The 25820-nt window shown below is 60.4% G+C and carries 25 protein-coding genes; 12 read left to right on the plus strand and 13 right to left on the minus strand.

Annotated features, from left to right (window positions below; genetic code table 11):
* Positions 1-47 precede the first annotated feature (47 nt).
* The 13 genes from V1293_RS09425 to V1293_RS09485 form a co-directional block, all read right to left on the minus strand.
* Positions 48-1034, minus strand: a complete 987-nt coding sequence (locus V1293_RS09425; protein WP_334508763.1) for a hypothetical protein — start codon at positions 1032-1034, stop codon at positions 48-50.
* On the minus strand, positions 1031-2407 hold the full coding sequence (locus V1293_RS09430) for a hypothetical protein (RefSeq protein ID WP_334508765.1): 1377 nt from the start codon (positions 2405-2407) through the stop codon (positions 1031-1033). The genes V1293_RS09425 and V1293_RS09430 overlap by 4 nt, the downstream gene beginning before the upstream one ends.
* A gap of 352 nt (positions 2408-2759) precedes the next feature.
* Positions 2760-3257 (minus strand): S26 family signal peptidase, encoded by a 498-nt coding sequence (locus tag V1293_RS09435; protein WP_334508767.1) that lies wholly within the window; start codon positions 3255-3257, stop codon positions 2760-2762.
* Positions 3258-3294: 37 nt separating this feature from the next.
* Positions 3295-3513: a helix-turn-helix domain-containing protein gene (locus tag V1293_RS09440; RefSeq protein WP_334508768.1), complete on the minus strand. Its 219-nt coding sequence runs from the start codon at positions 3511-3513 to the stop codon at positions 3295-3297.
* 130 nt (positions 3514-3643) lie between these two features.
* Entirely contained in the window at positions 3644-4465 is an 822-nt protein-coding gene (locus V1293_RS09445) for a DUF2285 domain-containing protein (protein WP_334508770.1), read from the minus strand.
* A 96-nt stretch (positions 4466-4561) separates the two neighbouring features.
* Positions 4562-4885: a DUF736 domain-containing protein gene (locus V1293_RS09450; RefSeq protein WP_334508772.1), complete on the minus strand. Its 324-nt coding sequence runs from the start codon at positions 4883-4885 to the stop codon at positions 4562-4564.
* Between the two features lie 305 nt (positions 4886-5190).
* On the minus strand, positions 5191-5469 hold the full coding sequence (locus V1293_RS09455; protein WP_334508773.1) for a hypothetical protein: 279 nt from the start codon (positions 5467-5469) through the stop codon (positions 5191-5193).
* Positions 5470-6377: 908 nt separating this feature from the next.
* Entirely contained in the window at positions 6378-7751 is a 1374-nt protein-coding gene (locus V1293_RS09460) for a ParB/RepB/Spo0J family partition protein (RefSeq protein WP_442894223.1), read from the minus strand.
* Positions 7752-7884: 133 nt separating this feature from the next.
* Positions 7885-8061 carry a hypothetical protein gene (locus tag V1293_RS09465; RefSeq protein ID WP_334508774.1) on the minus strand — a complete coding sequence of 59 codons (177 nt, stop codon included), beginning with the start codon at positions 8059-8061 and terminating at the stop codon, positions 7885-7887.
* 32 nt (positions 8062-8093) lie between these two features.
* Positions 8094-9104 carry an ArdC family protein gene (locus V1293_RS09470; protein WP_334508775.1) on the minus strand — a complete coding sequence of 337 codons (1011 nt, stop codon included), beginning with the start codon at positions 9102-9104 and terminating at the stop codon, positions 8094-8096.
* Between the two features lie 463 nt (positions 9105-9567).
* A complete protein-coding gene (locus tag V1293_RS09475; protein WP_334508776.1) occupies positions 9568-10104 on the minus strand; it encodes a hypothetical protein in 537 nt (178 codons plus the stop codon).
* A 60-nt stretch (positions 10105-10164) separates the two neighbouring features.
* Positions 10165-10803, minus strand: coding sequence for an acyl-homoserine-lactone synthase (locus tag V1293_RS09480; protein WP_334508779.1), 639 nt, complete (start codon positions 10801-10803; stop codon positions 10165-10167).
* 206 nt (positions 10804-11009) lie between these two features.
* Positions 11010-11879, minus strand: a complete 870-nt coding sequence (locus V1293_RS09485) for an autoinducer binding domain-containing protein (RefSeq protein ID WP_334508781.1) — start codon at positions 11877-11879, stop codon at positions 11010-11012.
* A 255-nt stretch (positions 11880-12134) separates the two neighbouring features.
* Between V1293_RS09485 and V1293_RS09490 the strand changes: the two genes are divergently transcribed.
* The 12 genes from V1293_RS09490 (at position 12135) to V1293_RS09540 (ending at position 25798) form a co-directional block, all read left to right on the plus strand.
* The gene (locus V1293_RS09490) at positions 12135-13397 is read left to right on the plus strand and encodes a VOC family protein (RefSeq protein WP_334508784.1); all 1263 of its coding nucleotides are present in this window, start codon (positions 12135-12137) and stop codon (positions 13395-13397) included.
* A 9-nt stretch (positions 13398-13406) separates the two neighbouring features.
* Positions 13407-13880 carry a LysR family transcriptional regulator gene (locus V1293_RS36115; RefSeq protein ID WP_442894224.1) on the plus strand — a complete coding sequence of 158 codons (474 nt, stop codon included), beginning with the start codon at positions 13407-13409 and terminating at the stop codon, positions 13878-13880.
* 529 nt (positions 13881-14409) lie between these two features.
* Positions 14410-15792 carry a carbohydrate porin gene (locus V1293_RS09495; RefSeq protein ID WP_334508786.1) on the plus strand — a complete coding sequence of 461 codons (1383 nt, stop codon included), beginning with the start codon at positions 14410-14412 and terminating at the stop codon, positions 15790-15792.
* 45 nt (positions 15793-15837) lie between these two features.
* Positions 15838-17379: an IS21 family transposase gene (istA, locus tag V1293_RS09500; RefSeq protein ID WP_334507423.1), complete on the plus strand. Its 1542-nt coding sequence runs from the start codon at positions 15838-15840 to the stop codon at positions 17377-17379.
* 19 nt (positions 17380-17398) lie between these two features.
* The gene (gene istB / locus V1293_RS09505) at positions 17399-18160 is read left to right on the plus strand and encodes an IS21-like element helper ATPase IstB (RefSeq protein ID WP_334507425.1); all 762 of its coding nucleotides are present in this window, start codon (positions 17399-17401) and stop codon (positions 18158-18160) included.
* A 305-nt stretch (positions 18161-18465) separates the two neighbouring features.
* On the plus strand, positions 18466-20007 hold the full coding sequence (gene istA / locus V1293_RS09510; protein ID WP_334507423.1) for an IS21 family transposase: 1542 nt from the start codon (positions 18466-18468) through the stop codon (positions 20005-20007).
* Positions 20008-20026: 19 nt separating this feature from the next.
* Positions 20027-20788 carry an IS21-like element helper ATPase IstB gene (gene istB / locus V1293_RS09515; RefSeq protein WP_334507425.1) on the plus strand — a complete coding sequence of 254 codons (762 nt, stop codon included), beginning with the start codon at positions 20027-20029 and terminating at the stop codon, positions 20786-20788.
* Positions 20789-20924: 136 nt separating this feature from the next.
* Positions 20925-21185 carry a hypothetical protein gene (locus tag V1293_RS09520; RefSeq protein ID WP_334508788.1) on the plus strand — a complete coding sequence of 87 codons (261 nt, stop codon included), beginning with the start codon at positions 20925-20927 and terminating at the stop codon, positions 21183-21185.
* Positions 21186-22094: 909 nt separating this feature from the next.
* Complete coding sequence (locus V1293_RS09525; RefSeq protein ID WP_334508791.1) at positions 22095-23030, plus strand: alpha/beta fold hydrolase; 936 nt, start codon at positions 22095-22097, stop codon at positions 23028-23030.
* Between the two features lie 50 nt (positions 23031-23080).
* Positions 23081-24286, plus strand: a complete 1206-nt coding sequence (locus V1293_RS09530) for an acyl-CoA dehydrogenase family protein (protein WP_334508793.1) — start codon at positions 23081-23083, stop codon at positions 24284-24286.
* Between the two features lie 25 nt (positions 24287-24311).
* Positions 24312-25175 (plus strand): fumarylacetoacetate hydrolase family protein, encoded by an 864-nt coding sequence (locus tag V1293_RS09535; protein ID WP_334508795.1) that lies wholly within the window; start codon positions 24312-24314, stop codon positions 25173-25175.
* The gene (locus tag V1293_RS09540) at positions 25172-25798 is read left to right on the plus strand and encodes a nitroreductase family protein (protein WP_334508797.1); all 627 of its coding nucleotides are present in this window, start codon (positions 25172-25174) and stop codon (positions 25796-25798) included. The genes V1293_RS09535 and V1293_RS09540 overlap by 4 nt, the downstream gene beginning before the upstream one ends.
* The last annotated feature ends 22 nt before the right edge of the window (positions 25799-25820 follow it).

Consider the following 25820-nt stretch of genomic DNA (forward strand, 5'->3'; position numbering starts at 1 on the left):
AAATGATCCTCGATCGTTAGCGACCACTTGAGGAACCGGCGAGCGCGTCAAAACCAGACAGCAACGCGCTTTTCGGCCATCGAAGATTGGGGTCGAGCTCTTACCCCGGCGGGCAGATCGGGCGGAGGCGGATAAAAGAAATGCGCATTTATCGTGTCAGCGACGAACTGCGCTATATCCTGATTTGCCTTCCGGTTGCCCTGCGTTGAATAGTCAATCGCACGCCCCCCGGACGGATCCTCGTCCTGGTCTTCGCCACCATAGGTAAGCCCGGCCTCCGTCAAAATGGCCTTGAGCTTGGTCACGTCCGGCCGTTTCGTATGAACGAAGACTGTGTATGCGGTACGAGCTGTTTCAAATGCGGCTATCGATGGCAGTTGGTTACATTCCCGATATTGGGTTGGCGCGAGTATTGGCAGTGACGACGCGCGGAACTGTTCTCTCTGGGTGTCCAACAGCTGCTCTATCTGGCTGAGTACTTGCAATGTCCGATCGGAATCCTTCCTTCCTTCGGACCATGACCGTACTTGGGTAACTGTTGAGCGTATCCAATAAGAATTATCGCGGGTGGAAAAAGTAGAAACCACTTTGGCGGTCTGAAGCAGATTAAATCGCGCAGCTGCATCGATATTTCGGTCCAGAATTTTGTCCAGGACCACGCAAAGCGTAGTGTTGTCCGTTACGTTGGCTAGAATGGAGGCTGCATTGAATCGAAGTCCTGAGTCTTCTGCCGACGCCAAAGATGCCAGTCGAGAAATCACTCTTTGATCATCGTTGCGGCGGAATTCTTCTATGTTGCTCGAAGCGCCAAGGTAGAAACGCATCCTCTCCAACATTGCCAGCGAACTACTTGGATCGTTTGAATTTGCTCCTCCCCTGGCAGCATCCGAAAGCTGTCTCATCCAATCTTTCATGTCAGTTGCACTAAGGGTCGGAATATTGGATTTTCCGTCCTGACCAAGGACGGAGGGCAGCGAGCCAATGAAGACGATGCTCACAAGCGTGAAGAGGCTACACCAGGTTTTGGCGGTCATTGAGTTTTTGCCCCTGCTTGCACAGTCAGATCGTACTCCACCGTGACCGCCGCGGCCGGCGGCGGCGCGCTACCCGCCGGTGTTGGGATAACCACTGTCGCCGATGTGGTGACCAGTCCGTTCGGATCACGCACCCCGAAAAAATTCAACGAATACACTTTCGTCCTTGCTCGGTCTTCGCTGGAGACTTGCCCCTCCAGGCGAAGCGCCGATAGCGGACAAACTTGCTCGGAGGCGCCTTCGAAGGTCGCGCAATACTGGGCATTTGGTTCTTTGGGCCCTAACCGCACCGGCAAGGTCAGCGTTTTGCGAAAGTCCGTTCGCTCTTGATTTTTGTTTCGCTTGATTGTCAGCCAAAAGTATTTGCTGTTGCGCGTATCTTCCGAAAGAAGCACCAAGCGTATGCGGCGGTCGTCTCTCACCATTGGTATTGGCGTCCCGTTATCCATGGACGCACTGATATCATAGTCACCGAGCGTAAACTCACTTAGCGTGGAGTCTTTTGGCAGCTCATCGAGATTACAGACGGGTTTATAGGCCGCACAAGCGCTGATGTAGATTTTCTCGTAATTGTCATCCCGGCTGAAAACCTTACGGATGTCAGGACTGAAGTGGATTATGCCCCAACCGAACAAGGCTGCGAGAACTGCTGCGCCACCGGCAACCGCAGCATTCGCCTTGACTGGCCCCCAGTCACCGCGTTCGGTCGACAAAGGAATTGAAGGTCGTTTTGATGCCGCAAGCCGGGCTGCCTCAGCCGCCTTAACGGCCAAGTTTGCTGGATCTACGGCAGCGCCTAGCCCCGCCACTTTTTCTGCGTCAGTCGCTTTGGTATTAGCGGCTATGATGCCCGACTGTACCGTCTTGATGCTCTCCTCGGCGACCACCGCGGGATGATCCGGTGGCAAAAGAATGTCCGACTTCCCGGAATTCGCTACTTCACCATTCGAGTTGTCGGAGGAACTCGGCAGCGCGGCACCGCCGGTGGCGATTGCACCCTTCGATTGGGATCCGGTACCGAAAAGCAGAATAGCCACGCCAAGGATTGCCAATAGAAACAGAAGCGATGGATGAAGAGACGTGCTGGATTCCTGCTGAACATGAGCCGCATAGAGCAGGAGTGTGAGGCCGGCGAAGAAATAGAAGGTCCCCGATTGAAAAAATTGGCCAATCGCACTCCCTACGCTTTTGAGGGCGGAAATAGACGATCCTACGGAGGATGAGGGTTGATAATCCAGCAGCGCCCTCAATAGCGGGGCAAAATCGCCGCTGTCATACTTATCTTTCAGGTCTTTTTTTCTCGACTCGAGATCCTCGGCAACTTTGCGATAATCTGACGCTTTCTTGATAAATTCTTCTGCCGTGCCCGCCATGCTAGCCTCGAAGAAAAATAGTTGTCCGCCAGGCTCATGCGAAGCGGAAAGCAAAGTCGCGACAGTAGATTTGCTTCAAATGACGTAGGGAAAATATATGCCAAGCCAGCTCTATCTTTAGATGACACAGGCCCGGAATTCAACTGGACTATTCGCAAGCCCTCTGAAAGCTCGACCAGATGCGATTGAGGTAGCCGCCAAAACGTTGGCGAGTGGCAAAACTTAACGTCCGACAAGGCGACAGCTAGCTGCGGACCTCGGCTAGGGATGCCGCCACCACAAGTGAGCGACATTCGATCCGAGTGCCAAGTATCCGCAGCAAGTCGTCGCGCACCGGCACGTCCGGGCATGATCACCCTTGCCCGCCCCGATTCCAAGTCCAGATCGGCCGCGCCACACCCAGGACATCGCATCGCAAAACCGGCCCGAAATACCTCGAATCGAATGAAAGCGGATGCGGCTGCAACAGGAAGAACTCCCCATCGATCAGCCTCATGCATCCTTCCCAGGCCGGCAGCGGACGTCCGTCGCGCCCCTTCTCGAAGGTCACGGCGACCACCTTTCCGTTGATGGTGAGCACCCCGCCCGACTCCTTGGAGCGGCAGACTTCGTCGCCTCCAACCGCTGCGATCTGCTTGATCAGCGGGACCGACGGCGGCAGGATTCCGCGGGAGACCAGCATCAATCCAATCAGCGGCGGCGGCTCAATCACCGCGGTTTCGCCGCGCTGGGGCAATCTGCTCTCGACGCGATAGAATCCGAACGGCGCGCTGCCCGAGGCATTGTAGACGATGAGCGGCGCATGCGGCGCCAGCGACACGATGGTCGAAACGACCGATACAGAAATCACAGCCAGGACCGCCGCCTTACCGCGCAAACGGGCCAATCTAGGTGCCATCGGAGGTCGATCTCCGCTTGTTCGCGTTCGAATAATCGACGAGGTCTTCGATGTGGTAGCGAACGTAGCGGCCGTGCTTGCGATAGATCGGCCCGGTACCGTTGACCCGCATTTTCTCAAGTGTGTTCTTGGTGAGCCGCAGCCAGGCGGCGGCCTCCTTGGTATTGAGGAACGGCTTTTCGCCGTCCTTCGCATCGTCCCCGGCCATCGCCAAAGCTCCACCGTCGCGCCGCCGGATGCGAGCGCGAGCGGCAACCTCGTCAAATGAGAGCGCAGAGGCGAGTGTCGGAAGCAGCGCGGCAGACAATCGCCACCCCGCGAGGGGCAACGCGGTCCAATCAGGTGAGAAGATCGCGGTAACCGCCGGTCATCAACTCGTGCCCTTTGGAGACCAGGCGCCGGGTCCGGTCTTTCAGGAACTGGCTGGTGCCTCCCCACTCCTCGGCGACGCATTTCTCGCCGTAAATCGCAATTGCGATCTGGCGATAGGTCTTTCCTGCCATGCTTTCATCGAGCGCGATGAGTGCGTGATGGAGCCGCTCGTCACAGCCAAATGGCGAGCGGCTATCGCTCCCGGCCTGGGTTCTGGTGAAGCGCTGCAGGGTCTTGAGACACTCGATCCGCCCATTGAGATCGTTCAATCCGTCCAGTTCGAACACCAGCCGCAAGGGTTGCGTGAGGACGGCAAGGCCGTGAAGTTCAAGGGCGACGTGGGTGCCCTGCCCTTTCAAGGTCACGACGGGAATGCCATCGACGCCGATGGCGGCGGAGCGGCTGACCTTGAAGGCTGCAAGGGGCGTGCTTGCATGGTCGTCGCTACCGTCAAGTTGCGTGCAGCGGGCACGAACCAGACGGCTGTTGGCCGAAGCGAGCCAGAATACCGGTGCCTCCCGCGCCGCTTTGAGCGGATCGGCAAAGGCGTAAAGCCCCCATCGTTCGGCACGGGGATAGCGCCGCCGCAGACGCAGTATCTGCGTGCCGTCGCTCAAGGTCACATGAGGCAGACGCCTTGGGACCGCGCTGCGCCAGTCGGTGCGATAGTCCGGATTGCGGCGCAGGAACTCCCAGGCCCAGTCGCTTGGATCATAAATTTCCGTGGCCTTGCGATCGCGCATTGCAAGGCCGTTGCGCGCGGGCGCGCCAACAGTTTCACGATTCAACGTTGCCCCCGCACCCGGTCTCGGCCGCGATCATCGTCGGAAGAGATTGAGGCATGAGAGAGGCCCCCGCGCTGGTCGCGCGGGGGCCGGACATCTCTAGTCCGCCGGGTTCCAGATCACGGCGAAGACGCTGTCGTCGTCCTGGCCGGCCGCGCGGCCGAGGTTGGCGTACAGCTTGCGCGGTCCGAACTCGGGCGCTGCGAGCGACAGACTCACATAGTCCTTGCCGCTGGTCTCACCGCGCCTGATCCAGCCCGCACCGATCTCGACGCCTTGCGTGACGACCCTGAAGTCGGGGTGGGTCTCGATGCTCTTGTCGCGGTTCGGGATGATATCGATGTCGGCGCGGATCGAGACGGTCTTGAGCTGGCCCTTGTAGCCGCCATTGTCGTTCTTGGTGACGTATCCAATTGCAGTCATGGTCTGTCCTCCTGTTGTTCGCGAGGGGCCGATCCCCTGCGATGGCGAGACCGTGATGGGGAGCGCAACACCGATGAACCGGCTTCGGGCGCAGCGCAGCGGAGCACCTGAGCGGACGCCTTTTTTGGAGCGAAGCGCGCGCGAGGAGCCGGAGCCACTTTGGTCCGGCGGGGAAAAAAGGAGGCCGCGATGGTTTCATCAGGGGGACGATTCCCATAGGTCGTAACGCCAAGGAGCAGGAGATCGGAGCCACCGACACCAGTTGGACAGACCTTGCTCGATCGGGCGCACAGAACGATACGACGCTACAGCCAGCCAAAGACCGTCTCGATCAGGACCGACATCGATATCGTCTCGAACCGCGACAACAGCACCGAGCGCCTCCCGACTTCCCGGTCGCGATGCAAGGCGTCGAGACCGGCGCGGGCTGTATCCGGCGCGGCGAAAACAGCGGCAAGGACTAGTTGAGCCTCTCGCTCGCGGCTTTGCAGGTTCGGCCCCCGCAAGCTGTCAGCCAATCTTTTTGCCGCGCTGCCGGCCAGAACGATGACAATGCCTTTGCCGTGATCTGGAATCCGTCGCACCAGACAAGTCCGGCTCTGCGCTGCCTGTGCGGGGGCCGTTCTCTCGCTCCATTTTGTTTCGGTGATATCGCGTGGGAGCGATCATGCTTCCACGCGACGGCGCGGCAAGACGCGACGATGCGTAGCGCCATATCTATTTTACGATTGTAGTGTAGACTTAATATGTGCATGCCGATTCCCGGCCAGCACTTTCGTTGAACTCGTTTTCAAATTGATGGAGGGCACCATGGCCAAGAAAGCAAAGAAGGCTGCAAAGAAGAAGACCGCCAAAAAGAAAAAGAAGTAACTTCAGCCGAACCTCTTTAGCTTCCTGACATCGTCGCTATCGCCTGACGGACTCTGCGCAAGCAGGTGCGGGTGGTCTTTTCGATGATGATCGGTCGCGCTCACTAAAAGCCGGACCTTGGTGCAGCTGATTGCTGCATCAAGGTCCGGTTTTTTTGTGGGGATATTCGACGGTGGCCCCGGCTCACTCCCGCCAGGTCTTAAAATTCAGCGGTCGGCGGAGCGAAACAGCAATGACCCTACGGAAAGCCGTGCATGAGCGGGGGCAAAACCTGCATAAGCAGGACTGCCGTGGAAGCCAGCGCCGACAGGCCGACAATCACCTGGCTCAGGCAGGTCCGCTTCAAGGTCGCATCGTTCGCGTTCATTGCGTCGTAAGAATTCGGCATCGGTTTAGCTCGCTCAAGTACACCGGGTGCGGATCGTTCTTCGACCTATAGGCTGAGTCGCCGATCGCGCTATCGATCACATTTCGCCGGCGCCGATTGACTCTTTTGCGACTCGGCGACTCCCGAATTCGAGCGCGGAGCAAGCGTCCGCGCCCGAATCGTTTGCTTTATCCGCCGGTAAACAAAGGCTTAATAACTTCCCAATCCGTCGCGATTTGCAGGGTTTTATTCGGGTCATAATTGCCGACCGGAAACGCCATGTAGAGCGGCACCCGCCACGTCCGGTTTGACCACGACGCCCGCAGCCTCCACCAAAGAAGACCCAGCCGCGAGGGTCTCGGCCATGACCAAGGTGAGAACCTTGAGCACGGCCCCATCCGGAAGAGCCAGCAATCGCGCGAACACTGGCGCGCCCCAATAGGGTTCGCCGTTGCCGCGCGTTACCGTGCCAAGATAGCCCGCCTCTAGGTCAAGCAACTGCAGCACCGATTGCCGTTCGGCCTCGAATGCGGCCTGAGCCCTGCTTGCCGTAACGGTAGCTGCGATCTCCTCTCTGTCGGCCCATTGTGGATCGGGCTTGACGTTCCACAACGGCGATCCGGCGACCATGTGGGCGACGGCGAGCCGCAAGGCGACGCCGGGACGCGAGAGCAGTTCAGCGCGAACGACGGCATGGCGGTGCAGAGCAAGATAGTTCTCGGCGGCCTTGGTGAGTTCAGGCTTTGCCCTGGGCTCGGTCACCTCATCAGCGCCTTCGCTGTTGCGACGCGCGCGGCGTTCGTCGTGGGCGAGATAGCCTTCATGAACCTCAACCTCCCCGGTGTCGCGGATTTCGATGAAGGCGTGACCGCCGTCCTCCTTTGGCGTTTCGACATGTTGCCATGCCTGAAACCGCTGCCCCTTCTCGAGCACCGACACTTTCCAGCCCTTTGAGGCGAGCTCGTCCCTTAGCCGCGCGATGGCGGCATTCTGCAACGTCCAGAAAGCCTCACGGTCGGCAAAGCAACTGGCATCGCCAAACAGGTCGGTGATGATCTCACCCTTGTAGTCCTCGATTGCGAACAGCGCCGCGCCGGTCGCAATCTGCTCGCCGCCGAACAGCCACTGTTTCAACCGATAGCCGCGCGGCGCGCCTTCCGCCTCGTCATTTTCCGGGTCGCTTTCCTGCTCAAAGGCAGCAATCCATTCCTTTTGCTGGCGGCGGGTGGCGGAGGTGAGAAGCTGGAGGTCCTCAGGTCTGATATCGCCGTCGCGGTAAGCATCCTTGATCCTTGAGTGCAGCGTGGCGAGCGCGAACCGCTGCTTCACATACAGTTCGGTAACGCCGAATGTCAGGGCGATATCGGCGACATCGCGTCCCTGCTTCAAGAGCTTGGCGAATGCTTCAAACTCCTCAAGCTCATCCATCGGCGCACGTGCGACGTTCTCGATCAGGGATGCCTCCATCGCGCCGGCATCGTCGCCTGTCTCAGTGACGGCACAGGGTAGCAGCATTTCGTCTGCGGCGACGCCCTGCTCTTCCGCCACCTTGGAGGCTGCGAAGTAGCGCCGCCGTCCGGCGACGATTTCGAAGCCCTCGCCGTTGGGCCGAACCAGCAGCGGCTGCAATACGCCTCGCGCGCGGATCGATGGCAGATGTCAGACACATCCGGCGGTTTGCGGCTGTGCCGCACGTTGACGGTCGCGACTTTTAGATGGCTCAGGGGGATGTGTTGCAGGTCCATGATCTTTCTCCTTCGGTTTAGAACAGGCTCAACTGGTTGCGTGCGGCCTCATCGAAGAGCCCGATGTCGAGAGGCTTTTGGGGTTTGCGGGGTATAAGCGGCTGCGCCATCAGATGGTCGAGCCGCTGGCGCACCGAGACCGGCGACAGGAAGGGCGCGAGCAACTGCTCGCCCGCTTCGGTTCGTTCGGTCACGGTGTTTGCTAGTTCCGATGCCGGGGCATGGGTTACCGCGCGGCCTCGCCGTCCGGCAACATGGCGGGTTCTGACTTTCTGAACGCGAGGAGGAAGTCGGCGGCCTTCGAGGCCCTGCTGGCGGCGCGAAAGATGGCGCGATTGTCTGCGCGCAAAACGCTCAGCCAGTTGCCGAGATAATCGGCATGGCGGACAGTTGGCTGGATCGACAGCGCGGCGCAGACAAAGGCGGCAGTGATCTCGGCGACCAACTCCTCGTTTGCGTACGCCTTCGATCCGAAGGAACCGGTGAGATCGCGGCCCAACCGGCTCGAATGCCCGATCCAGTGCCCCAGCTCATGAAACAGGGTCCGGTAATAGTTGATTTGATCGAAGAATGCGGGCTGCGGCGGAATGTGGACCGCATCCACCGAGGGCCGGTAGAACGCGCGCGTGCCGCCGGTGCGAATATCGGCTAGCGTCGCTGCGGCGAGCGCCTCGGCCTTCGGTATGATCTCGCGTTCCGGTGAAGCGGGCGCGGCGGCAACGCAGTGATCCGGCAGGTTGTCGCATTGCGCGACGTTAAAGACAGTATAGCGCCGCAGGAACGGCACCGCCTCGACCTCGTCGTTTCGGTCACCCTTGCCCGACGACTCGTCGCCCGCGCCGCCTCTTCGATCACGTTTGGGGATGAACTTGTCGGCGTAGCAGACGGTGACACCGTGCTCGCCTTTGCGCACATTTCCCCCAAGGCTGAGGGCTTGACGAAAGGTGAGCCAGCTTTGCGAGGCGAAGCCCTGATCGAATAGCCGGCCCCAGAGGATCAGGACGTTGATCCCGGAATAGAATTTTCCGGTTGCGGCGTTTCGCGGCAATCCGAGCGCGGCGTTCCCCGGGCCCGCGCCCCAAGGCTGCGCCCAAGGGAAGGTGCCGGTTTCCAGATCGGCGATAATCCGGGCAGTGATCTCCTCGTAAAGACTTGCCTTGGGAGCTGCTGACTCGGGAGCTGCCTTGGGACTTCCCTTGGGCCTCTCCGCGCGCTCCCGGTGTAGATGGTTGGACATGACAATCTCCGCTCGCTCTCCTCTTCCGCGCTCTGCCCCCGGAAGGCGGGGTGGGCGGCGAAGAGCGACCGGACAGCCGCGAACGCAGAGGCGGGCTGCACCTGTAAGGCCGGAGCATAAGCGGAGGACCGCGAGCCGTACCCAATCGTCATTTCGAACATTTGGCGGCTCGCGGTTGCGGCTCGCCGGTTCGGGGCTATACGGGAGCGCCGCCCACCCCGCGTTCTGGGGGCGAACAAAAACCGGCCGGCCGTTCAGGCCGGCTCCGCAGATCTTTCTGCTACGAGTTAGCGCACGTACCCGATGGTGTGGCGATGCAGGTGCAAACGCCTTGTCGCAAACAGACGATACCGCCCCTCGCTATGTCTGCGCCAGGGATCGAAGCCGAAGGCCGAGACCGCGCCAGCGGGCTCGGTTCACGAGAGCCCGGCCCGCCTGCGAGGCGCACGCGGGCGGCGCCCGGTTACGACAAGAGCTTCCGAACCTTCTCTTTCAGATCGGGGGCATCCAGGCATGCCGCCCATTCCAGCAAGGTCTGTCGGACAGTCGTTGTCAGAACGCCGTGGAGTGCCAAGCGGTCGAGAACAAGCGGCCGGTCAGCCTCAAACCGTGGGATGGAGAGATCGGCAAGCAACCGCACATCGTATCCACGTCTGACCCCTTCGAGCGCCGCAATCAACAGCTCTTCTTCAAGCCAGGCTCCGCCCAGAAAGATGACGCTGATATCTGACGCCGCCAGTGAGTCCGCAAATCGCTGGTCACGCCATAACGAAAGACCATCAACATCCAGCGGCACAATTGAATGAGCGATCTCCTCCGGCAACTGGCTCGGTTCATATTCCCCGACCGCGGTGTGAGCGACGCCGAGACTTTCACGGGAAAACGGAAGCAAGGCTAGGCTCGCGCGACGACGCGCAGCGAACTCGGCCGCCACATTGGCCGGTTCACCGCGCGCGAGATTGATTAGAACAACTCGACTATGCCTTGGGTCTGCCAGCATATCACATACTTGATATGAGCGGTTGCGCCGTGTGCGCTCAATGCAGGCACGTGACCATCATCACGCAGCGGCCCTAAACGATTCCGGTGCAACAAGGACCGGACCCTCGATACCGGCATTTCGATACATGGCCGCGAGCGCCTCATCGGAAGCATGCAGAAAGCCGGCAAGCGCCGTGGTCTGCCCGATGCGTTGTGGCGGAGCGATCCGTTCCAGCGGCCAGCCGGCGCGGCGCAGGATCCGCTCCATGCGCGTGTCCGTGACGGTGACGATTGAGTCGGCGTTGGCGGCATGCAAGCTTTCGATCATGGCAGCGAACAGGATGAAGGTTCCGCGATTCAGGCCGTTCTCAACGAGTTCAGCCGCGAGCTTGGTGTCTACGCAAAACCGCGAGCTCTCGAGGATTCGTTCGCTCCGCGGCGCGGTGTGCCCGCCGAGCAGGGAGGGAAAGGTCTCGGCAAGCATTGTCGGTCCCGTGGTCGGGAGGAGCCGAACACATCCAACAACCTCGCGCGCGCCCGACATGACCAGAAGATAGGTAGGATTGAGCGCATCGTAGACATCCAGCTCCAGATCGCCCGAGACTGACACCGACCAGTCGAGCCGATCCTTGAAGATGCGCCGGCGCAACCGATACATCGCCGCGAGCAGGTCCAGATGTTGACCAAATTGATGATGGTTGAGTGCGATGGCATGCATAACGACCTCCTTTTCGAGACAGAGAGGTCACAAGATCAGAACGCGGCAATCCCATCGCCTGTCGAATTTTGCAGGCCAAGATTGAACATGCATTGAGAGAGCAAGCATGAGCCAAAATGAGCATGCTCGCAAATCATCCGGCGCGACATCGTTGCCCGATATCGTGCCATTTAATCACTTGCTGATTTCGGTGGATGATCGTCCGATCAGGGCAACTGCCCGCGACGCAAGGCTTCCGCCACGCATTGCGCGATTGAAGCCGCGCCGAGCTTGCGGCGGGCGTTGTCGAGGTGAAAGACCACGGTGCGCGGCGCGATTTCAACCAGTACCGCTATGTCAGCTGCGGTTTTTCCGCGCGCGGCCCAGGCAAGGCATTGGCGTTCTCGTTGGGTCAACGTGGTCTCGCCAGCCGGTGGCATGGGTGGGATGTTTAGCTTGATTGTTACATGGGTGTGAAAGTACAGCGCAGACAACTGAACAATATCCTTGTACTCGACGGCGAGTCGCCCGGTCTGCAGGGTTCTTTCGTCGGTTGCTAGCGTGAATGCGGCAATTCGTCCGAAGCCACCTCTTATCGGTACGGTGATGCCCGATTTGATGCCGAATGTCATTGCCTCCTCAAAAAACCTGCGTTGCTCCTTGGTCCCTGTTGGCGCTGCCGCGTCGCCACCCCATTCGAATAGTTCATGTTCGCGCCGCGTGCGCCAAACGACGGGATCAAGATTCTGATAGCCGAGCTCAAAATACCGGCTGGTCCAGGCTTTTGGATAGGAAGAGATCAATGTCGGCTTATTTTCGGTTAACCGGAGATAAGCGAACCATCGAAAGCCGAGGTGCCTTGTAAGACGAGCCGCCACCGCCTCAAACTCGGCTGGCTCGCCGGCAGTTTGCATCGCGTCGACAAACTCCTGAAAGGTATTTTCGATTGGCTTCATGAGCAGACCTTTAACAGGAGCGACGAAGTCACCGTCGGATTGGCGAGGTTCAGGAGGCTCTCTTCGAAAAGCTGCATAGGAACTGAGATTCGTACGAAAGGTCTCGCCTGTAGAGTCGAGAGTAGAGAACGGTGTCGCCATGTTCTTTGGCCACCTAGCCGCGGCGTCGCATTCCTCAATAGCTCTTCAAAGCGACATTGACCACCAGCGCAATCATTCGGGCGCTCATATGTCTGCGACAGATTCATCGACCCGCGCAGTCGTTCGTAGGTATGCCTCAGATCAACAGTTGTTTTGACAGTTGAATATAAATCAACTTCCCAATAGCCTTGTGGCAACGCCGTCTAGATCAGACGGCTGACCCGCCAGCGCGGAAAGAAAAGCTGGGAGGAACGAATGAAACTATTCGGCAGGCCGCTGTCTGCGTCCGCTACAGCCTCGACGTTTGATGTTGGCGGTGTCCTGATGGATCGCCCTTTCAAGATCCGGCGACTTGGGCATTTCGGCCTGACATTCAGACATCTCGACGAAGCCGTTCGCTTTTATGCTGACCTGCTCGGATTCTGGGTGTCGGAGCAGTGCGATGTCGCCGAGCTCGCACCGACTCTTGTGAAGCCAATGCTCAAGGCTGTGAAGGACCGCACCATCTACATGCTGCGCCACAACAGCGACCATCATACGCTGATCCTTGTAGGTAAGACTATTAATGATATCGGAGAGCGCACGATCCGAGGGCGCAATCCTGTCAAGGGAGTGACGACTAACCAGATCACATGGCAGGTGGGAAGCCTGGCAGAGGTGGTCAACGGGTCAGCATACTTCACCGACAGGGGTTGCCGGGTTTTGAATACAGGTCGGGACATGCCGGGCTCGAACTGGCATTGCTATCTTGAGGATCCAGACCGTCACACCATAGAGATCTATTACGGAATCGAGCAGGTAGGTTGGGATGGACGGAGCAAGCCCGTAGCCCTGTATGACCGCGGATTCAGCAAGGCACCCAAGCTGCCACAGATGGGCGAATGGCAGGAGATCGACAATGCGTTACGCGAGGGGGTCGACCTTGCGGCAGGATTTCGCGCCGAAGATTCCCGCCCGACACCGTACGACGTTGACGGGATTGCAATGGCCCGGCCGTTCAAGATCACACGTATTGGTCCGGTCGCGCTCTTTGTAGAAGACGTCTCCCGCGCACTCCAGTTTTACATCGAAACGATGGGTTTTCTTGAGACGGAGAGGCGCACCCATCAGGGCGAGGAGATGGTCTTCCTGAGAAACAACACAGAGCATCATTCACTGGTTCTGATTCCCATAGGTCTCCGCAAACATCTGGGTCTAAGCGATCAAACGACGCTGGCATGGTTCGGCCTTCAGATGGCCAGCTATCGTCAGCTGCGGGCAGCAATCAGCTTTCTGCGTGAGCACGGCGTCCGGGTGGTGGATGATCTGAATCCCGGTCTTCATCCGGGCATCGACCGGGCAGCCTGGGCCTTCGATCCGGACGGACATTGTCTTCTTCTTTATTGGTCCATGGAGCAGATCGGATGGGATGGAAAACCTCGGCCCACCGACGAGCCCGCAGCTCCAGCGTGGCCTGACAATGTTGAGGAAACTTCAGCCTCCTACCGTGGCGAAGTATTTCTCGGTCCGCACGCGTAAGGTTGTGCCATGACGGTTAGCAAGTCTTCAGTTCGGGGCCGATTCGCCGGCCCCCTCGCCTTCGTGGCCGCATGTTCTCACGGGCCGCCGGCCGGGGAAGCGGAACGGAGGAGCCATATTGTTGCAGTCAACCGCCTCATTCGAAATTTTGAGGATCTCACGCGGCTGAAATCAATTGTTGAACAGGGCAGTATCAATCGCGCCGCAGATCAGCTCAACATTTCTCAGCCCGCCCTCAACAGGCGAGTTGGGCGGCTCGAACAGAGACTTGGACTCCAGTTGCTTGAAAAGAGCAGTCGTGGCACGAGACCGACGCCTCAAGGGACACTGGTGCTATTCTATGTCCAGGCGATCGAACGCCAGCTCGCACATCTGGCAACTGGTCTCCAGAAGTTGGGTGGTGAAACTGAAGTCGCCTGCAGGTGCAGCTGTTCACTTCATCATCACCAGCCCTGCCCGGTGCTTTCCTCCGAATGCATTTAAGGCCGCGGCTGGCCTCGCACTGGCTGATCATGAGCGCTGCTGCACCCGAGGCAGCAGCGCCGCCACCAGCTATCGACATGCGGGCGCCATCTTCCTGCCCAATCCCGATCCGTTACATGAAAGCTTGGCCTGGCAAACATCGGGGCTTAGCCCGACTTCCAGCGCCGAAGCTGTTGCGCTCGAAATCGTTTGCGCCTCAAGCGCTGCGATCTGCTTCCAACGACAAGCACCATCCTTGTGTGAGCTTCCCCCGTCTCGATAGTGAGCTGCCGCACCGACTATGTCTGATTGGCATATCGAAAACGGCGGTTGCATAACTCGAGCTGAGAAGCGGGTGCTACTCCCGTCACAATTCGTGCGCTTCGCTACAAGCCAGGCGCTCGCAAAAAATGGGAGGACTAAAGATATGCAACCTGCGAAGGACATTGCGTGCGCCGATTGGCCCTGCCAGTCTCCGGACGCGGAACCCTTGTCTAAGCCAGAGGCTCGATCTAGAGTCCGATCAGATATCACCCGCAAGTCGGGCGCAATGCTAAGCCTTGCCTGCTGCATATCGCTTCTGGGTCCAAACGCCGTTGCGCAGCCTGCCGGCGATAGCAGCAACATGGGGGGCGGGATCAGGGAGCAAGCTCAGCCGAAGCAGACGGTCGGCGCGGCCAGGAAGCCGAAGGGAAAGTCCGACGCCGGCGCGGCGCGATCAACTGCTCCGGCCCCTGTTGGCAATGGCGACGCTGCCGCCCCTGCTGCTTCGCCTGCGCGTTTCGACAGGCAGTACGGATTCAAGGGCTGGAACATCATGTTTCCGAGCTACGCTGACACCCTGCTGCAGGACTATGGCAGCTTCCGATCTACGCTGGCTGAATATGGTTTTGGCTTTGCAATGATTCAGGGCCCCGTTGCTGCCGGAAACATGCTGGACGCACTGAGGTCGGGTCCGGGGCCATCGAATGGCCCCGGCAAAAGCCCGAGCTCGCAGCAGTATTTTGGCCAGCAGCCCAGCCTGACCTACGGCAACTCGTTCTTTCTCACCTATGATACCAGCCGCTACGGCATTCCGGACGGTCAACTTGCGGTCGCCGGCGTAGCGAGTTGGTCCTCGTGGGATCACTTCGCGCCGAACCGCTTTGGGCTCTACAATCTGTCCTGGTACCAGACACTCCTGGACAGAAAGCTCGAGCTGAAGATCGGTTACATGTCGAATGCCCAGGAATGGATCGGGCCAAACATCGGTGGCAGCTTCGCCAGTCCCTTCGGCGCAAGTGCCTCGATTCCGTATCTGATGGGCATGAGCCCGAACGCCATCACCCAGCCGACCGCGCGGGTTACGTGGCACATCACCGACAGCCTCTACGACCAGTTTGGCGTGATGCGCAGCCTTGGAATAAACGGTCCTTCAGGTGACATCGTCTACGACGACAGTCGGTTCTACAATCCTACGGGATTCCGCTTCAGCGTCCCCAATGGTGGACTGCTTGCGGTCAATGAACTCGGATGGAAGACCGGTCCTGCCTTTGGTCCACCGCAAACATGGGTTCGGGCTGGTCTCATGTACAATACCTCTCCGTTCCAGAATTACGAGACCGGCGCTAAGGACTCTGGCGTTGGTGCCGCTTACTTCCTGGCTGACAGACAGCTCTGGCAAAATGCGCCGGGGTCGCCGCTGACAGCATATCGCGGCGTCTACGCGGGTATTTCTGCGATGTACGCACCACCTGAGTATGCAGCCTACAGCCAATATTATGAGGCACGCGTCTATTCCGTCGGCCTGTTCGATTTGCGGAATCCGAGGCAAGGCGGCCACCGATTCCGACGGAAAGCGGTCACCGATTCCGATCGAAAGCGGCCAGCCAATCCGAACGAAGGCGGCCACCCTGTTGATAGGGTGAGACGGGGCGCGTTGTCGGCAATCTGAACGGGGCAAGGTCCTCCTTTTGCGGTCCACGCAATGGGAGGTCTGATGCCCGCCGAGAGATTGCCGATGCGGAAGATTCGAGAAGTTCTGCGCCTGAAGTATGCCTGTGGGGCGAGCGATCGGGTGATCTCCCGATCGGTCGGGATCGGCCGCACGGCGATCGCGGAGTATGTCCGCCGCGCCGCGGTGATCGGCATCACCTGGCCGATACCGGAGGAGCTCGACGACACCGCGCTGGAGCGCAAGCTGTTTGCGCCGGCTGGCTATAACCCACCGCGATCGAAGCCGCTTCCGGAGTGGGGACAGATCCATGCCGAGCTGCGCCGCCGCGGCGTGACGCTGGCGCTGCTGTGGGAGGAATACCGCGGTCATCATCCCGACGGCTACGGATACAGCCGGTTCTGCGACCTCTACGTCGAATGGCGCCACGGGGTCACGGCGACCATGCGACAGACCCACGCGGCCGGCGAAAAGCTGTTCGTGGACTTCGCCGGCGATACCATGCCGGTGTTCGACGGGCTCACCGGGGAGGTGCGCGCCGCCAAGATCTTCGTCGCGGTCATGGGAGCGTCGAATTACACCTTTGCCCAAGCCCGGTTCAGCGAGACGCTGCCCGACTGGATCGGCGCCCATGTGGATGCGCTTAGCTTCCTGGGCGGGGTGCCGAAGGCGCTCGTCTGCGACAATCTGAAGGCCGGGGTGACGGTGGTGAGCCGCTACGAGCCGGGCGTCAACCGGACCTACCAGGATCTCGCCGCCCATTACGGCACCACCATTATGCCGGCCCGGCCGCGCAAGCCGCGCGATAAGGCCAAGGTCGAGGCGGCGGTTCTTATCGTCCAGCGATGGATTTTGGCCCGGCTGCGCAACCGGCGCTTCTTCTCGCTCGCCGAGTTGAACGTCGCGATCCGCATCCTGGTCGACGAACTCAACGCCCGCCTGATGCGCAAGCTCGGTGCCAGCCGCCGCGAGTTCTTCAACACCATCGATCGTCCGGCGCTGATGCCGCTGCCGGCCGAGCCCTATCAGTACGCCGAATGGCGTCGTGCCCGCGTGGCACCGGATTACCACGTCGAAGTTCAGGGACACTTCTACTCGGTGCCATCCCGCCTGATCCGCCAGGTCGTCGAGGTGCGGGCCACCGAGGCTACCATCGAGGTGTTCCATCGCGGCACCCGCATCGCCAGCCACGCCCGCTCGGGCGTGAAGCGCCGCCACACCACGATCCCCGAGCACATGCCGAGCGCGCATCGCCGATACGCCTTCTGGACGCCGGCGCGTCTGCTGGCCGCCGCCGAGCAGATCGGTCCGTCCACGATCGCGCTGTGCGAGGCGATCATGCGGACAAAGCCGCATCCCGAGCAGGGCTTCCGATCCTGTCTCGGCATCCTGCGGTTGGAAAAGACCTATGGGACGCAACGTCTCGAAGCCGCATGCCGCCGTGGGATCAGCATCGGCTCAGCGAGCTATCGGTCGATCGCCTCGATCCTCAAGACCGGCCTGGACAAGGCCTTCCTTCCCGACACCACCCCCGACGCCGATCCCATCCAGCACGGCAACATCCGTGGCCGCGGCTACTACCACTGACCAGCAACAAGGAGACCTTATGCTCAGCAACCACACCCACGAACGTCTCGCCGCTCTCGGGCTCGCCGGCATGGCCAAGGCCTTCGATGATCAGCAACGCCAACCGGACGTCACCGCGCTGACCTTCGAGCAGCGCCTCGGCCTGATGATCGATCGCGAAGCAACCGAGCGAGAGAACAAAAGGCTCATCGTGCGCCTGAAGTTCGCCTCGCTACGGCAGACCGCAATCGTCGAAGATGTCGATCTGCGCGCTCCGCGCGGCATCGACCGCGCCTTCTTTGCCAAGCTCGTCGATGGCGATTGGATCGGCCGCAAGCAAAATTTGCTCATCACCGGGCCGACCGGCGTCGGCAAGAGCTGGATCGCCTGCGCGCTCGGCCACAAGGCATGCCGCGATAATCGATCGGTCTTATACCATCGCCTGCCAAGGCTGTTCGAAGCTCTGGCCCTTGCCCGCGGCGACGGACGCTACGCGCGGCTCCTTAAGACGCTATCGAGGGTCGATTTACTCATCCTGGATGATTGGGGCCTTGCCCCGCTTACTGGCGAGCAGCGCCGCGATCTCCTCGAAGTCGTCGACGATCGCCACCAGCGTGGATCGACCATCATCACCAGCCAGGTGCCGATCGAGCATTGGCACGAGGTCATCGCCGACCCGACCATCGCCGATGCCGTCCTCGATCGCCTCGTCCACAACGCTCACCGCCTCATCCTCAAAGGAGACAGCATGCGAAAAATAGCTGCCCAACGTGCCAATCTTGACGCCGCCAAGAAAAGCTGACCCAACTCCTCACGCCGGCAACGACACCCCGGCCGCCTTCGTCGGAACAGGTGGCCGCATTCGATCGGACCGCATGGTCGCGTTCAATCGGAATCCCTGGCCGCAATCCCCGGAATCCGCAGCTGCGGAATCCGAGGCAAGGCGGCCACCGATTCCGACGGAAAGCGGTCACCGATTCCGATCGAAAGCGGCCAGCCAATCCGAACGAAGGCGGCCACCCTGTTGATAGGGTGAGACGGGGCGCGTTGTCGGCAATCTGAACGGGGCAAGGTCCTCCTTTTGCGGTCCACGCAATGGGAGGTCTGATGCCCGCCGAGAGATTGCCGATGCGGAAGATTCGAGAAGTTCTGCGCCTGAAGTATGCCTGTGGGGCGAGCGATCGGGTGATCTCCCGATCGGTCGGGATCGGCCGCACGGCGATCGCGGAGTATGTCCGCCGCGCCGCGGTGATCGGCATCACCTGGCCGATACCGGAGGAGCTCGACGACACCGCGCTGGAGCGCAAGCTGTTTGCGCCGGCTGGCTATAACCCACCGCGATCGAAGCCGCTTCCGGAGTGGGGACAGATCCATGCCGAGCTGCGCCGCCGCGGCGTGACGCTGGCGCTGCTGTGGGAGGAATACCGCGGTCATCATCCCGACGGCTACGGATACAGCCGGTTCTGCGACCTCTACGTCGAATGGCGCCACGGGGTCACGGCGACCATGCGACAGACCCACGCGGCCGGCGAAAAGCTGTTCGTGGACTTCGCCGGCGATACCATGCCGGTGTTCGACGGGCTCACCGGGGAGGTGCGCGCCGCCAAGATCTTCGTCGCGGTCATGGGAGCGTCGAATTACACCTTTGCCCAAGCCCGGTTCAGCGAGACGCTGCCCGACTGGATCGGCGCCCATGTGGATGCGCTTAGCTTCCTGGGCGGGGTGCCGAAGGCGCTCGTCTGCGACAATCTGAAGGCCGGGGTGACGGTGGTGAGCCGCTACGAGCCGGGCGTCAACCGGACCTACCAGGATCTCGCCGCCCATTACGGCACCACCATTATGCCGGCCCGGCCGCGCAAGCCGCGCGATAAGGCCAAGGTCGAGGCGGCGGTTCTTATCGTCCAGCGATGGATTTTGGCCCGGCTGCGCAACCGGCGCTTCTTCTCGCTCGCCGAGTTGAACGTCGCGATCCGCATCCTGGTCGACGAACTCAACGCCCGCCTGATGCGCAAGCTCGGTGCCAGCCGCCGCGAGTTCTTCAACACCATCGATCGTCCGGCGCTGATGCCGCTGCCGGCCGAGCCCTATCAGTACGCCGAATGGCGTCGTGCCCGCGTGGCACCGGATTACCACGTCGAAGTTCAGGGACACTTCTACTCGGTGCCATCCCGCCTGATCCGCCAGGTCGTCGAGGTGCGGGCCACCGAGGCTACCATCGAGGTGTTCCATCGCGGCACCCGCATCGCCAGCCACGCCCGCTCGGGCGTGAAGCGCCGCCACACCACGATCCCCGAGCACATGCCGAGCGCGCATCGCCGATACGCCTTCTGGACGCCGGCGCGTCTGCTGGCCGCCGCCGAGCAGATCGGTCCGTCCACGATCGCGCTGTGCGAGGCGATCATGCGGACAAAGCCGCATCCCGAGCAGGGCTTCCGATCCTGTCTCGGCATCCTGCGGTTGGAAAAGACCTATGGGACGCAACGTCTCGAAGCCGCATGCCGCCGTGGGATCAGCATCGGCTCAGCGAGCTATCGGTCGATCGCCTCGATCCTCAAGACCGGCCTGGACAAGGCCTTCCTTCCCGACACCACCCCCGACGCCGATCCCATCCAGCACGGCAACATCCGTGGCCGCGGCTACTACCACTGACCAGCAACAAGGAGACCTTATGCTCAGCAACCACACCCACGAACGTCTCGCCGCTCTCGGGCTCGCCGGCATGGCCAAGGCCTTCGATGATCAGCAACGCCAACCGGACGTCACCGCGCTGACCTTCGAGCAGCGCCTCGGCCTGATGATCGATCGCGAAGCAACCGAGCGAGAGAACAAAAGGCTCATCGTGCGCCTGAAGTTCGCCTCGCTACGGCAGACCGCAATCGTCGAAGATGTCGATCTGCGCGCTCCGCGCGGCATCGACCGCGCCTTCTTTGCCAAGCTCGTCGATGGCGATTGGATCGGCCGCAAGCAAAATTTGCTCATCACCGGGCCGACCGGCGTCGGCAAGAGCTGGATCGCCTGCGCGCTCGGCCACAAGGCATGCCGCGATAATCGATCGGTCTTATACCATCGCCTGCCAAGGCTGTTCGAAGCTCTGGCCCTTGCCCGCGGCGACGGACGCTACGCGCGGCTCCTTAAGACGCTATCGAGGGTCGATTTACTCATCCTGGATGATTGGGGCCTTGCCCCGCTTACTGGCGAGCAGCGCCGCGATCTCCTCGAAGTCGTCGACGATCGCCACCAGCGTGGATCGACCATCATCACCAGCCAGGTGCCGATCGAGCATTGGCACGAGGTCATCGCCGACCCGACCATCGCCGATGCCGTCCTCGATCGCCTCGTCCACAACGCTCACCGCCTCATCCTCAAAGGAGACAGCATGCGAAAAATAGCTGCCCAACGTGCCAATCTTGACGCCGCCAAGAAAAGCTGACCCAACTCCTCACGCCGGCAACGACACCCCGGCCGCCTTCGTCGGAACAGGTGGCCGCATTCGATCGGACCGCATGGTCGCGTTCAATCGGAATCCCTGGCCGCAATCCCCGGAATCCGCATTCGATTCTCGCCCAATGGATCTGATGGTCCTCTCCTATAACCGCAACATCTTCAGCCGTTATCTCGTATCCTCCGTAAACATGGCGGCTCCGCTGACAGGACTCTTCGCGCACAGGGATGGGAGCAATTCAGTCACGTTTGCCTATACGGCCCGTGTCCGACCGGGACTCTATGTGACGACGGGTCTGAGTTACACGGATCACCCAAGCCTTACCTACGTGAAGAACCAGGGCAGCGACCTGAATTGGCTGATCAATCTCGTCACGGTGCTCTGAAGCCAAACAGCGCGAGCGCGTTGGGTCAGGAGTCTGGCGGGTCCGGATGATCGATGATCCAGGCCAGCTCCCCGTGATGCGGCGAGCCGATCGATCTTTCAGCACGCCCTGAGCACGGTCTGCGACAGGGCGTACTACCTTGCGCGGCCCGATTCCGTGGCCCGGCCAACAAGGGAATGCCCGAATTATAGTTCGCGTGCTTCAGCCAATATTAGTCTGCATCATTTGCGATTTGCGGTCGCGGCAGCTTAGTCCCGACTCTTTCGGCGGGCCGCAGAACTGCTCACAATTCGGCATTCGAGATTGAGCCGGCCGACCCGCCCAGTTTGAGCGTCTGGTCGGCGTTACATTATCTGAACGATCGCGCGCAGGAGTTGTCCCGGCGGCTGCAGGCCGGAAGATAGCCCGCAGTGCCAGCGAAGGAAAGCGACAAGCTTGTTTTTGACTTCCTGCGAGGAATGCCGCCCGCCGGCGCGGAAAAAAGAGTAGGCACAGCCGTTGCGGGAGACAATTGAGGCTTTAGCCGGTCCCACGGGCCATGATCAGCTCATTCGCGTCTCACACCTGCGCGTTAAACGGAGTTGAGCAGGTACGGCCCCAACGATCTGCAGCAAATGTCGCGTCTGTTCGTTCGCGATCGAAGTTAACGAGCTCCCGATCTCAGGAATCCGTCCCTCAAGCAGTGCAGAGCGATCATGAGCCGGCGGGCAGCACCGCAGAGATGGGGCGCGTCCTCGGCATTCAACGGGCGCGACACGACCTCGCCTGAAAACATTATGCCCGATTGGCATATCGACGATCGTCCTTGCATACCCCTAGCCCATGCGCGGGTGATTTAGTCTGGCTCAGAATTGACGGCCTAGCTAGGCGCACAACGATGCTTCGGCACTTTTTGGGAGGACTACCAACATGAATGGCAGCGTCGCAAAGGAAGTCGTTCGGGCCGAGGAGCCGGGAACGGATTTTCGCAGCATCTGGACCGACCTTCGTCACGTCCCGTTTCAACAGGGCTGGCTTGACGTCAAGGGCTGCCGGATCCGTTACCTGCGTTCCGGACCTTCTGAGGCGCCGAAGGTGATCATGTTGGCGGGTACGGGGGGACACGCCGAGACTTTCGTCGCCAATCTCGGCGCTCTTGGTAAACGGTACGACTGTTGGGCCGTCGACATCCCGGGCTGCGGCTACAGCGACAAGCCGGAGGGCTCATATGACAGCTTCCACACCGCGAGATTTGTGAAGGATCTGGCGCAGGTCATCGACGCGACGACGATCGATCTGATCGGATGTTCTGTAGGCTCCTGGAATGCGCTGCGGTGCGCGTTCGAATATCCCGAGTTGGTCCGCCGTCTTGTTCTCGTCTCACCGGCTGGCGGGCCGCTGCCTGAGCCAACAGACTCCTGGCACAGCATGTGGACTGACCGCAACATGCTGGGCGACCTTAGAAAGCTGCGCATGGAATTCGCGCGCACGCCAACCTTGGAGGCCGCGAGGGCTGTCCTCACTGACCTCATTCCCGATCAGCGTCGGCTTCCGGAAGACATGATCGCGGCACGATTCGATGTGACCCGGCAGCCGGGCGCAGTCGATGTCGCCGACAAGGTCTACTGGTGGTGGGACTACGAGGTGCGGCAGCAGAACACATTTTCACGTGCGCAACTACGCTCGATCCGGCATCCGGTCCTGGGGATCTGCGAGGCGCAGGACCGCACGATCGCGATCGTTGAGGCAATGTTTGAAGCCCTACCAAATGGTCGACTTATCCGCTTGGATGGTGTCGGGCACTGGCCCCACTATGAAGCGCCGCACCAGTTTAACGGGTGGACGCTTGAGTTTCTGAGCGCGTGATCCAGCTGCACAGGCGTGCTCCCACCGAGGCATCTTCCGGAACAAGAAAAATGACCAGCGACGACAATTGTGCCCCCGATGATGAAACCACCACGAAGAATGCGATCGCCCTGGCAGCGGCCTTGAGACCACTACTCACCGAGCACGCTGCCAGGTGCGAGCGTGAGCGGCAGATTCCAGGTGAGGTGCTGAAAGCACTCAGGGAAAGCGGTCTGTTCAACCTTGCGAAGCCAATGCGCTGCGGCGGGCCCGGCGCCCCACTGATGACCCTGATCGAGGTCGCAGCCGAACTCGGCAAGGGCTGCGTCGGAACAGCCTGGTCATATAACATATTGTGTGCGACCACAGGAGCAGCGGCGGCATTGCCACCCTGGATCTCAAAAGCAATCTTTACCACCGGCGAAGAGCTCGTGTGTGGCGTTCTCACCCCCTCAGGCAAGGCTGTTCAGGTTGAGGGAGGCTATCGCGTAAGCGGCAGCTGGACTTTCGCGTCTGGCTGCATGCACGCCGACTGGGCTCTCTGCGGGGTGCAGGTGCTTGATGCTGAGGCGACGGTCATCGACAGTGGAATGGTGCCGATGCCCATCGGTCCGGAAGGCGTCAGCATCAGGGATAGCTGGAACGTCGCAGGAGTTTGCGGCTCGGGAAGCCATACTCTCCTGGCCAACGACGTATTCGTTCCGCAGGAATGTGCAGCACTGAAGTCACAGGCTCCGACGGAGGCGCAATTGCTCGGCATTCCGGAGCTCGAACCGAGGGACCGCTGGCCCTTTTCCGCCGTACTGCCGCTAGCGATCATAGGACCATTGCTTGGTGCTGCGGAAGCGATCCTCGATACCGTCGTCTCCAATGCCGGCCGGCGCGGACTTACCTATTGGCTGTATCCGACGCAATCCGCATCTGAGGTGGTGCTGGAGCAGATTGGCGAGGCCGCAACGGTGATCGGAGCAGCTTGGCAGCTGGTGAGACGCTCCGCGCATGACGTCGACAGCCTGGCGCAAACGCGTGTGCTGACATTCCAGGAGCGCGCCCGAATTCAGGCCGACTGCGGTTATGCTGCTCACCTGCTGCGTTCCGCGGCCGAGACCCTTATGAACATAGCTGGCGCATCCGCGTTCGCCAATGACAATGCACTTCAGCGGCTCTGGCGCGACCTGAACGTCGGTAGTCGGCACGCATTCCTGAACACACGGCCCTCAATGGAATTGCTTGGCCGGGCGCTCACTGGTCGCGAACCCAACAATCAATTCTATTGAGAATACTCGCGCCTGGAGATCGAGCATGAAGCTCGCCCGTTTTTCGACCGGTGGTGAACTTGAGCTTGGCCTGGTTGAAGGCAACGGGATCGTCTCGATCACTGCTACCTTGCCCTTTATCGGCGCTGACATGCGGCAGCTCATTCAGCGGTGGCCAGAACTGCGCGACGAAATCGCGGAACTGCCCCGCCGCAAGGAAAGCTGGATTCCTTTAAGCGACGCCAGGCTGCATGCACCAATAGCCCGCCCGGGCAAGATCTTCGCGATAGGGCTGAACTATCGGGAGCACGCCGAGGAAAGCAGCCAGAGCGCGCCACAGCAACAGATCTGGCTGCTCAAGGCTGCGACCGCCACGAACGGTCCTTTCGACAAAATTGATCTGCCGAAGATCTCGGCAGCCGTTGATTATGAGGGCGAGCTCGTGGCGGTGATGGCTCCCGCGCCTCGTTTCCTGCAAAGACAGAACGCGCGAACTGCTGTGTTTGGTTATTGCGTGGGGAATGATGTTACAGCCCGCGACTGGCAGTTCCGCTCACAACAGTGGAGCCTGTCCAAGTCCTTTGACACTCATGCGCCATTTGGCCCCTGGATCGTCACAGCAGATGAGATCGAAGACCCTCATTCCCTGAGCCTGAAAACCTATGTCAATGGTGAGCTCAGGCAGTCGGCCAATACCGGCCAGCAGATCTACAGCCTTTGGGAGCAGATCGAGCACCTCTCGCAGGCCGTGACACTTGAGCCGGGCGACCTTGTCTTCACGGGTACGCCGGCCGGCGTCGGTGCCGCCATGAAGCCTCGTACGTTCTTGAAGGCAGGCGACATCGTCAGGGTCGAGCTCGATCGGATCGGAATGATTGAGGCTCGGTGCGACCCGCTGAACGACGCATGACCGCGGAACTACCACCCATTCTGCGACCGGGGATAACGGAGCATCCAATTCACCCGCTGATCGCGGGACGTTGGAGTTCGCGGGCCATTGACCCATCGCAAGACGTTACGCATGAGGCTCTCGCAACCGTGGTCGAAGCGGCGCGATGGTCGGCCTCCAGCATGAACAATCAACCATGGGCCTACGTCGTAGTGACGCGGCGCAACGAGATTCTCCTCAAGGCGGCACAGGCGACACTATTCAGTGGAAATCACTGGGCCCGCAATGCTCCTGTCCTGCTCTTTGTCCTGGGCAGACGGTTTTACCGCGGGAAATACTGGTACATTCCCAATCGCCTGCACAAGTACGAGGTGGGAATGGCTACGGCGCAGATGGCACTTCAGGCTGCGAATGACGGATTGGTATTTCACCAGCTGCAGGGTTTCAACCCGTTGCGGGCGCGTCGCGTGCTGCGCGTCCCGGCATGCTATTCCATGCTGACCGCAATTGCGGTCGGCCATCCGGGCCCACTCTGCACAGTCCCGGAAGCCAAGAGACCTGCGGAATCGGCATTGAGATCGCGACGGTCCACTGTCGACTTTTCCGTGTTCGACCAATTCGTCAATGGCCGAAGGGATCTTTGAGGCTAGTGGTCGAACGCGAATG

The sequence above is a fragment of the Bradyrhizobium sp. AZCC 1693 genome, from assembly GCF_036924745.1.
In the GTDB taxonomy this organism is placed as follows: Bacteria; Pseudomonadota; Alphaproteobacteria; order Rhizobiales; family Xanthobacteraceae; genus Bradyrhizobium.

Coding starts and splice junctions, on each gene's coding strand:
- istB (WP_334507425.1), top strand. CDS start 17,399: ATGCTCAGCAACCACACCCACGAACGTCTCGCCGCTCTCGGGCTCGCC.
- V1293_RS09495 (WP_334508786.1), top strand. CDS start 14,410: ATGCTAAGCCTTGCCTGCTGCATATCGCTTCTGGGTCCAAACGCCGTT.
- V1293_RS09475 (WP_334508776.1), bottom strand. CDS start 10,104: ATGCTGGCAGACCCAAGGCATAGTCGAGTTGTTCTAATCAATCTCGCG.
- istB (WP_334507425.1), top strand. CDS start 20,027: ATGCTCAGCAACCACACCCACGAACGTCTCGCCGCTCTCGGGCTCGCC.
- V1293_RS09525 (WP_334508791.1), top strand. CDS start 22,095: ATGAATGGCAGCGTCGCAAAGGAAGTCGTTCGGGCCGAGGAGCCGGGA.
- V1293_RS09425 (WP_334508763.1), bottom strand. CDS start 1,034: ATGACCGCCAAAACCTGGTGTAGCCTCTTCACGCTTGTGAGCATCGTC.
- V1293_RS09530 (WP_334508793.1), top strand. CDS start 23,081: ATGACCAGCGACGACAATTGTGCCCCCGATGATGAAACCACCACGAAG.
- V1293_RS09540 (WP_334508797.1), top strand. CDS start 25,172: ATGACCGCGGAACTACCACCCATTCTGCGACCGGGGATAACGGAGCAT.
- V1293_RS36115 (WP_442894224.1), top strand. CDS start 13,407: ATGACGGTTAGCAAGTCTTCAGTTCGGGGCCGATTCGCCGGCCCCCTC.
- V1293_RS09440 (WP_334508768.1), bottom strand. CDS start 3,513: ATGGCCGGGGACGATGCGAAGGACGGCGAAAAGCCGTTCCTCAATACC.
- V1293_RS09430 (WP_334508765.1), bottom strand. CDS start 2,407: ATGGCGGGCACGGCAGAAGAATTTATCAAGAAAGCGTCAGATTATCGC.
- V1293_RS09520 (WP_334508788.1), top strand. CDS start 20,925: ATGGATCTGATGGTCCTCTCCTATAACCGCAACATCTTCAGCCGTTAT.
- istA (WP_334507423.1), top strand. CDS start 15,838: ATGCCCGCCGAGAGATTGCCGATGCGGAAGATTCGAGAAGTTCTGCGC.
- V1293_RS09535 (WP_334508795.1), top strand. CDS start 24,312: ATGAAGCTCGCCCGTTTTTCGACCGGTGGTGAACTTGAGCTTGGCCTG.
- istA (WP_334507423.1), top strand. CDS start 18,466: ATGCCCGCCGAGAGATTGCCGATGCGGAAGATTCGAGAAGTTCTGCGC.
- V1293_RS09490 (WP_334508784.1), top strand. CDS start 12,135: ATGAAACTATTCGGCAGGCCGCTGTCTGCGTCCGCTACAGCCTCGACG.
- V1293_RS09485 (WP_334508781.1), bottom strand. CDS start 11,879: ATGGCGACACCGTTCTCTACTCTCGACTCTACAGGCGAGACCTTTCGT.
- V1293_RS09480 (WP_334508779.1), bottom strand. CDS start 10,803: ATGCATGCCATCGCACTCAACCATCATCAATTTGGTCAACATCTGGAC.
- V1293_RS09450 (WP_334508772.1), bottom strand. CDS start 4,885: ATGACTGCAATTGGATACGTCACCAAGAACGACAATGGCGGCTACAAG.
- V1293_RS09470 (WP_334508775.1), bottom strand. CDS start 9,104: ATGTCCAACCATCTACACCGGGAGCGCGCGGAGAGGCCCAAGGGAAGT.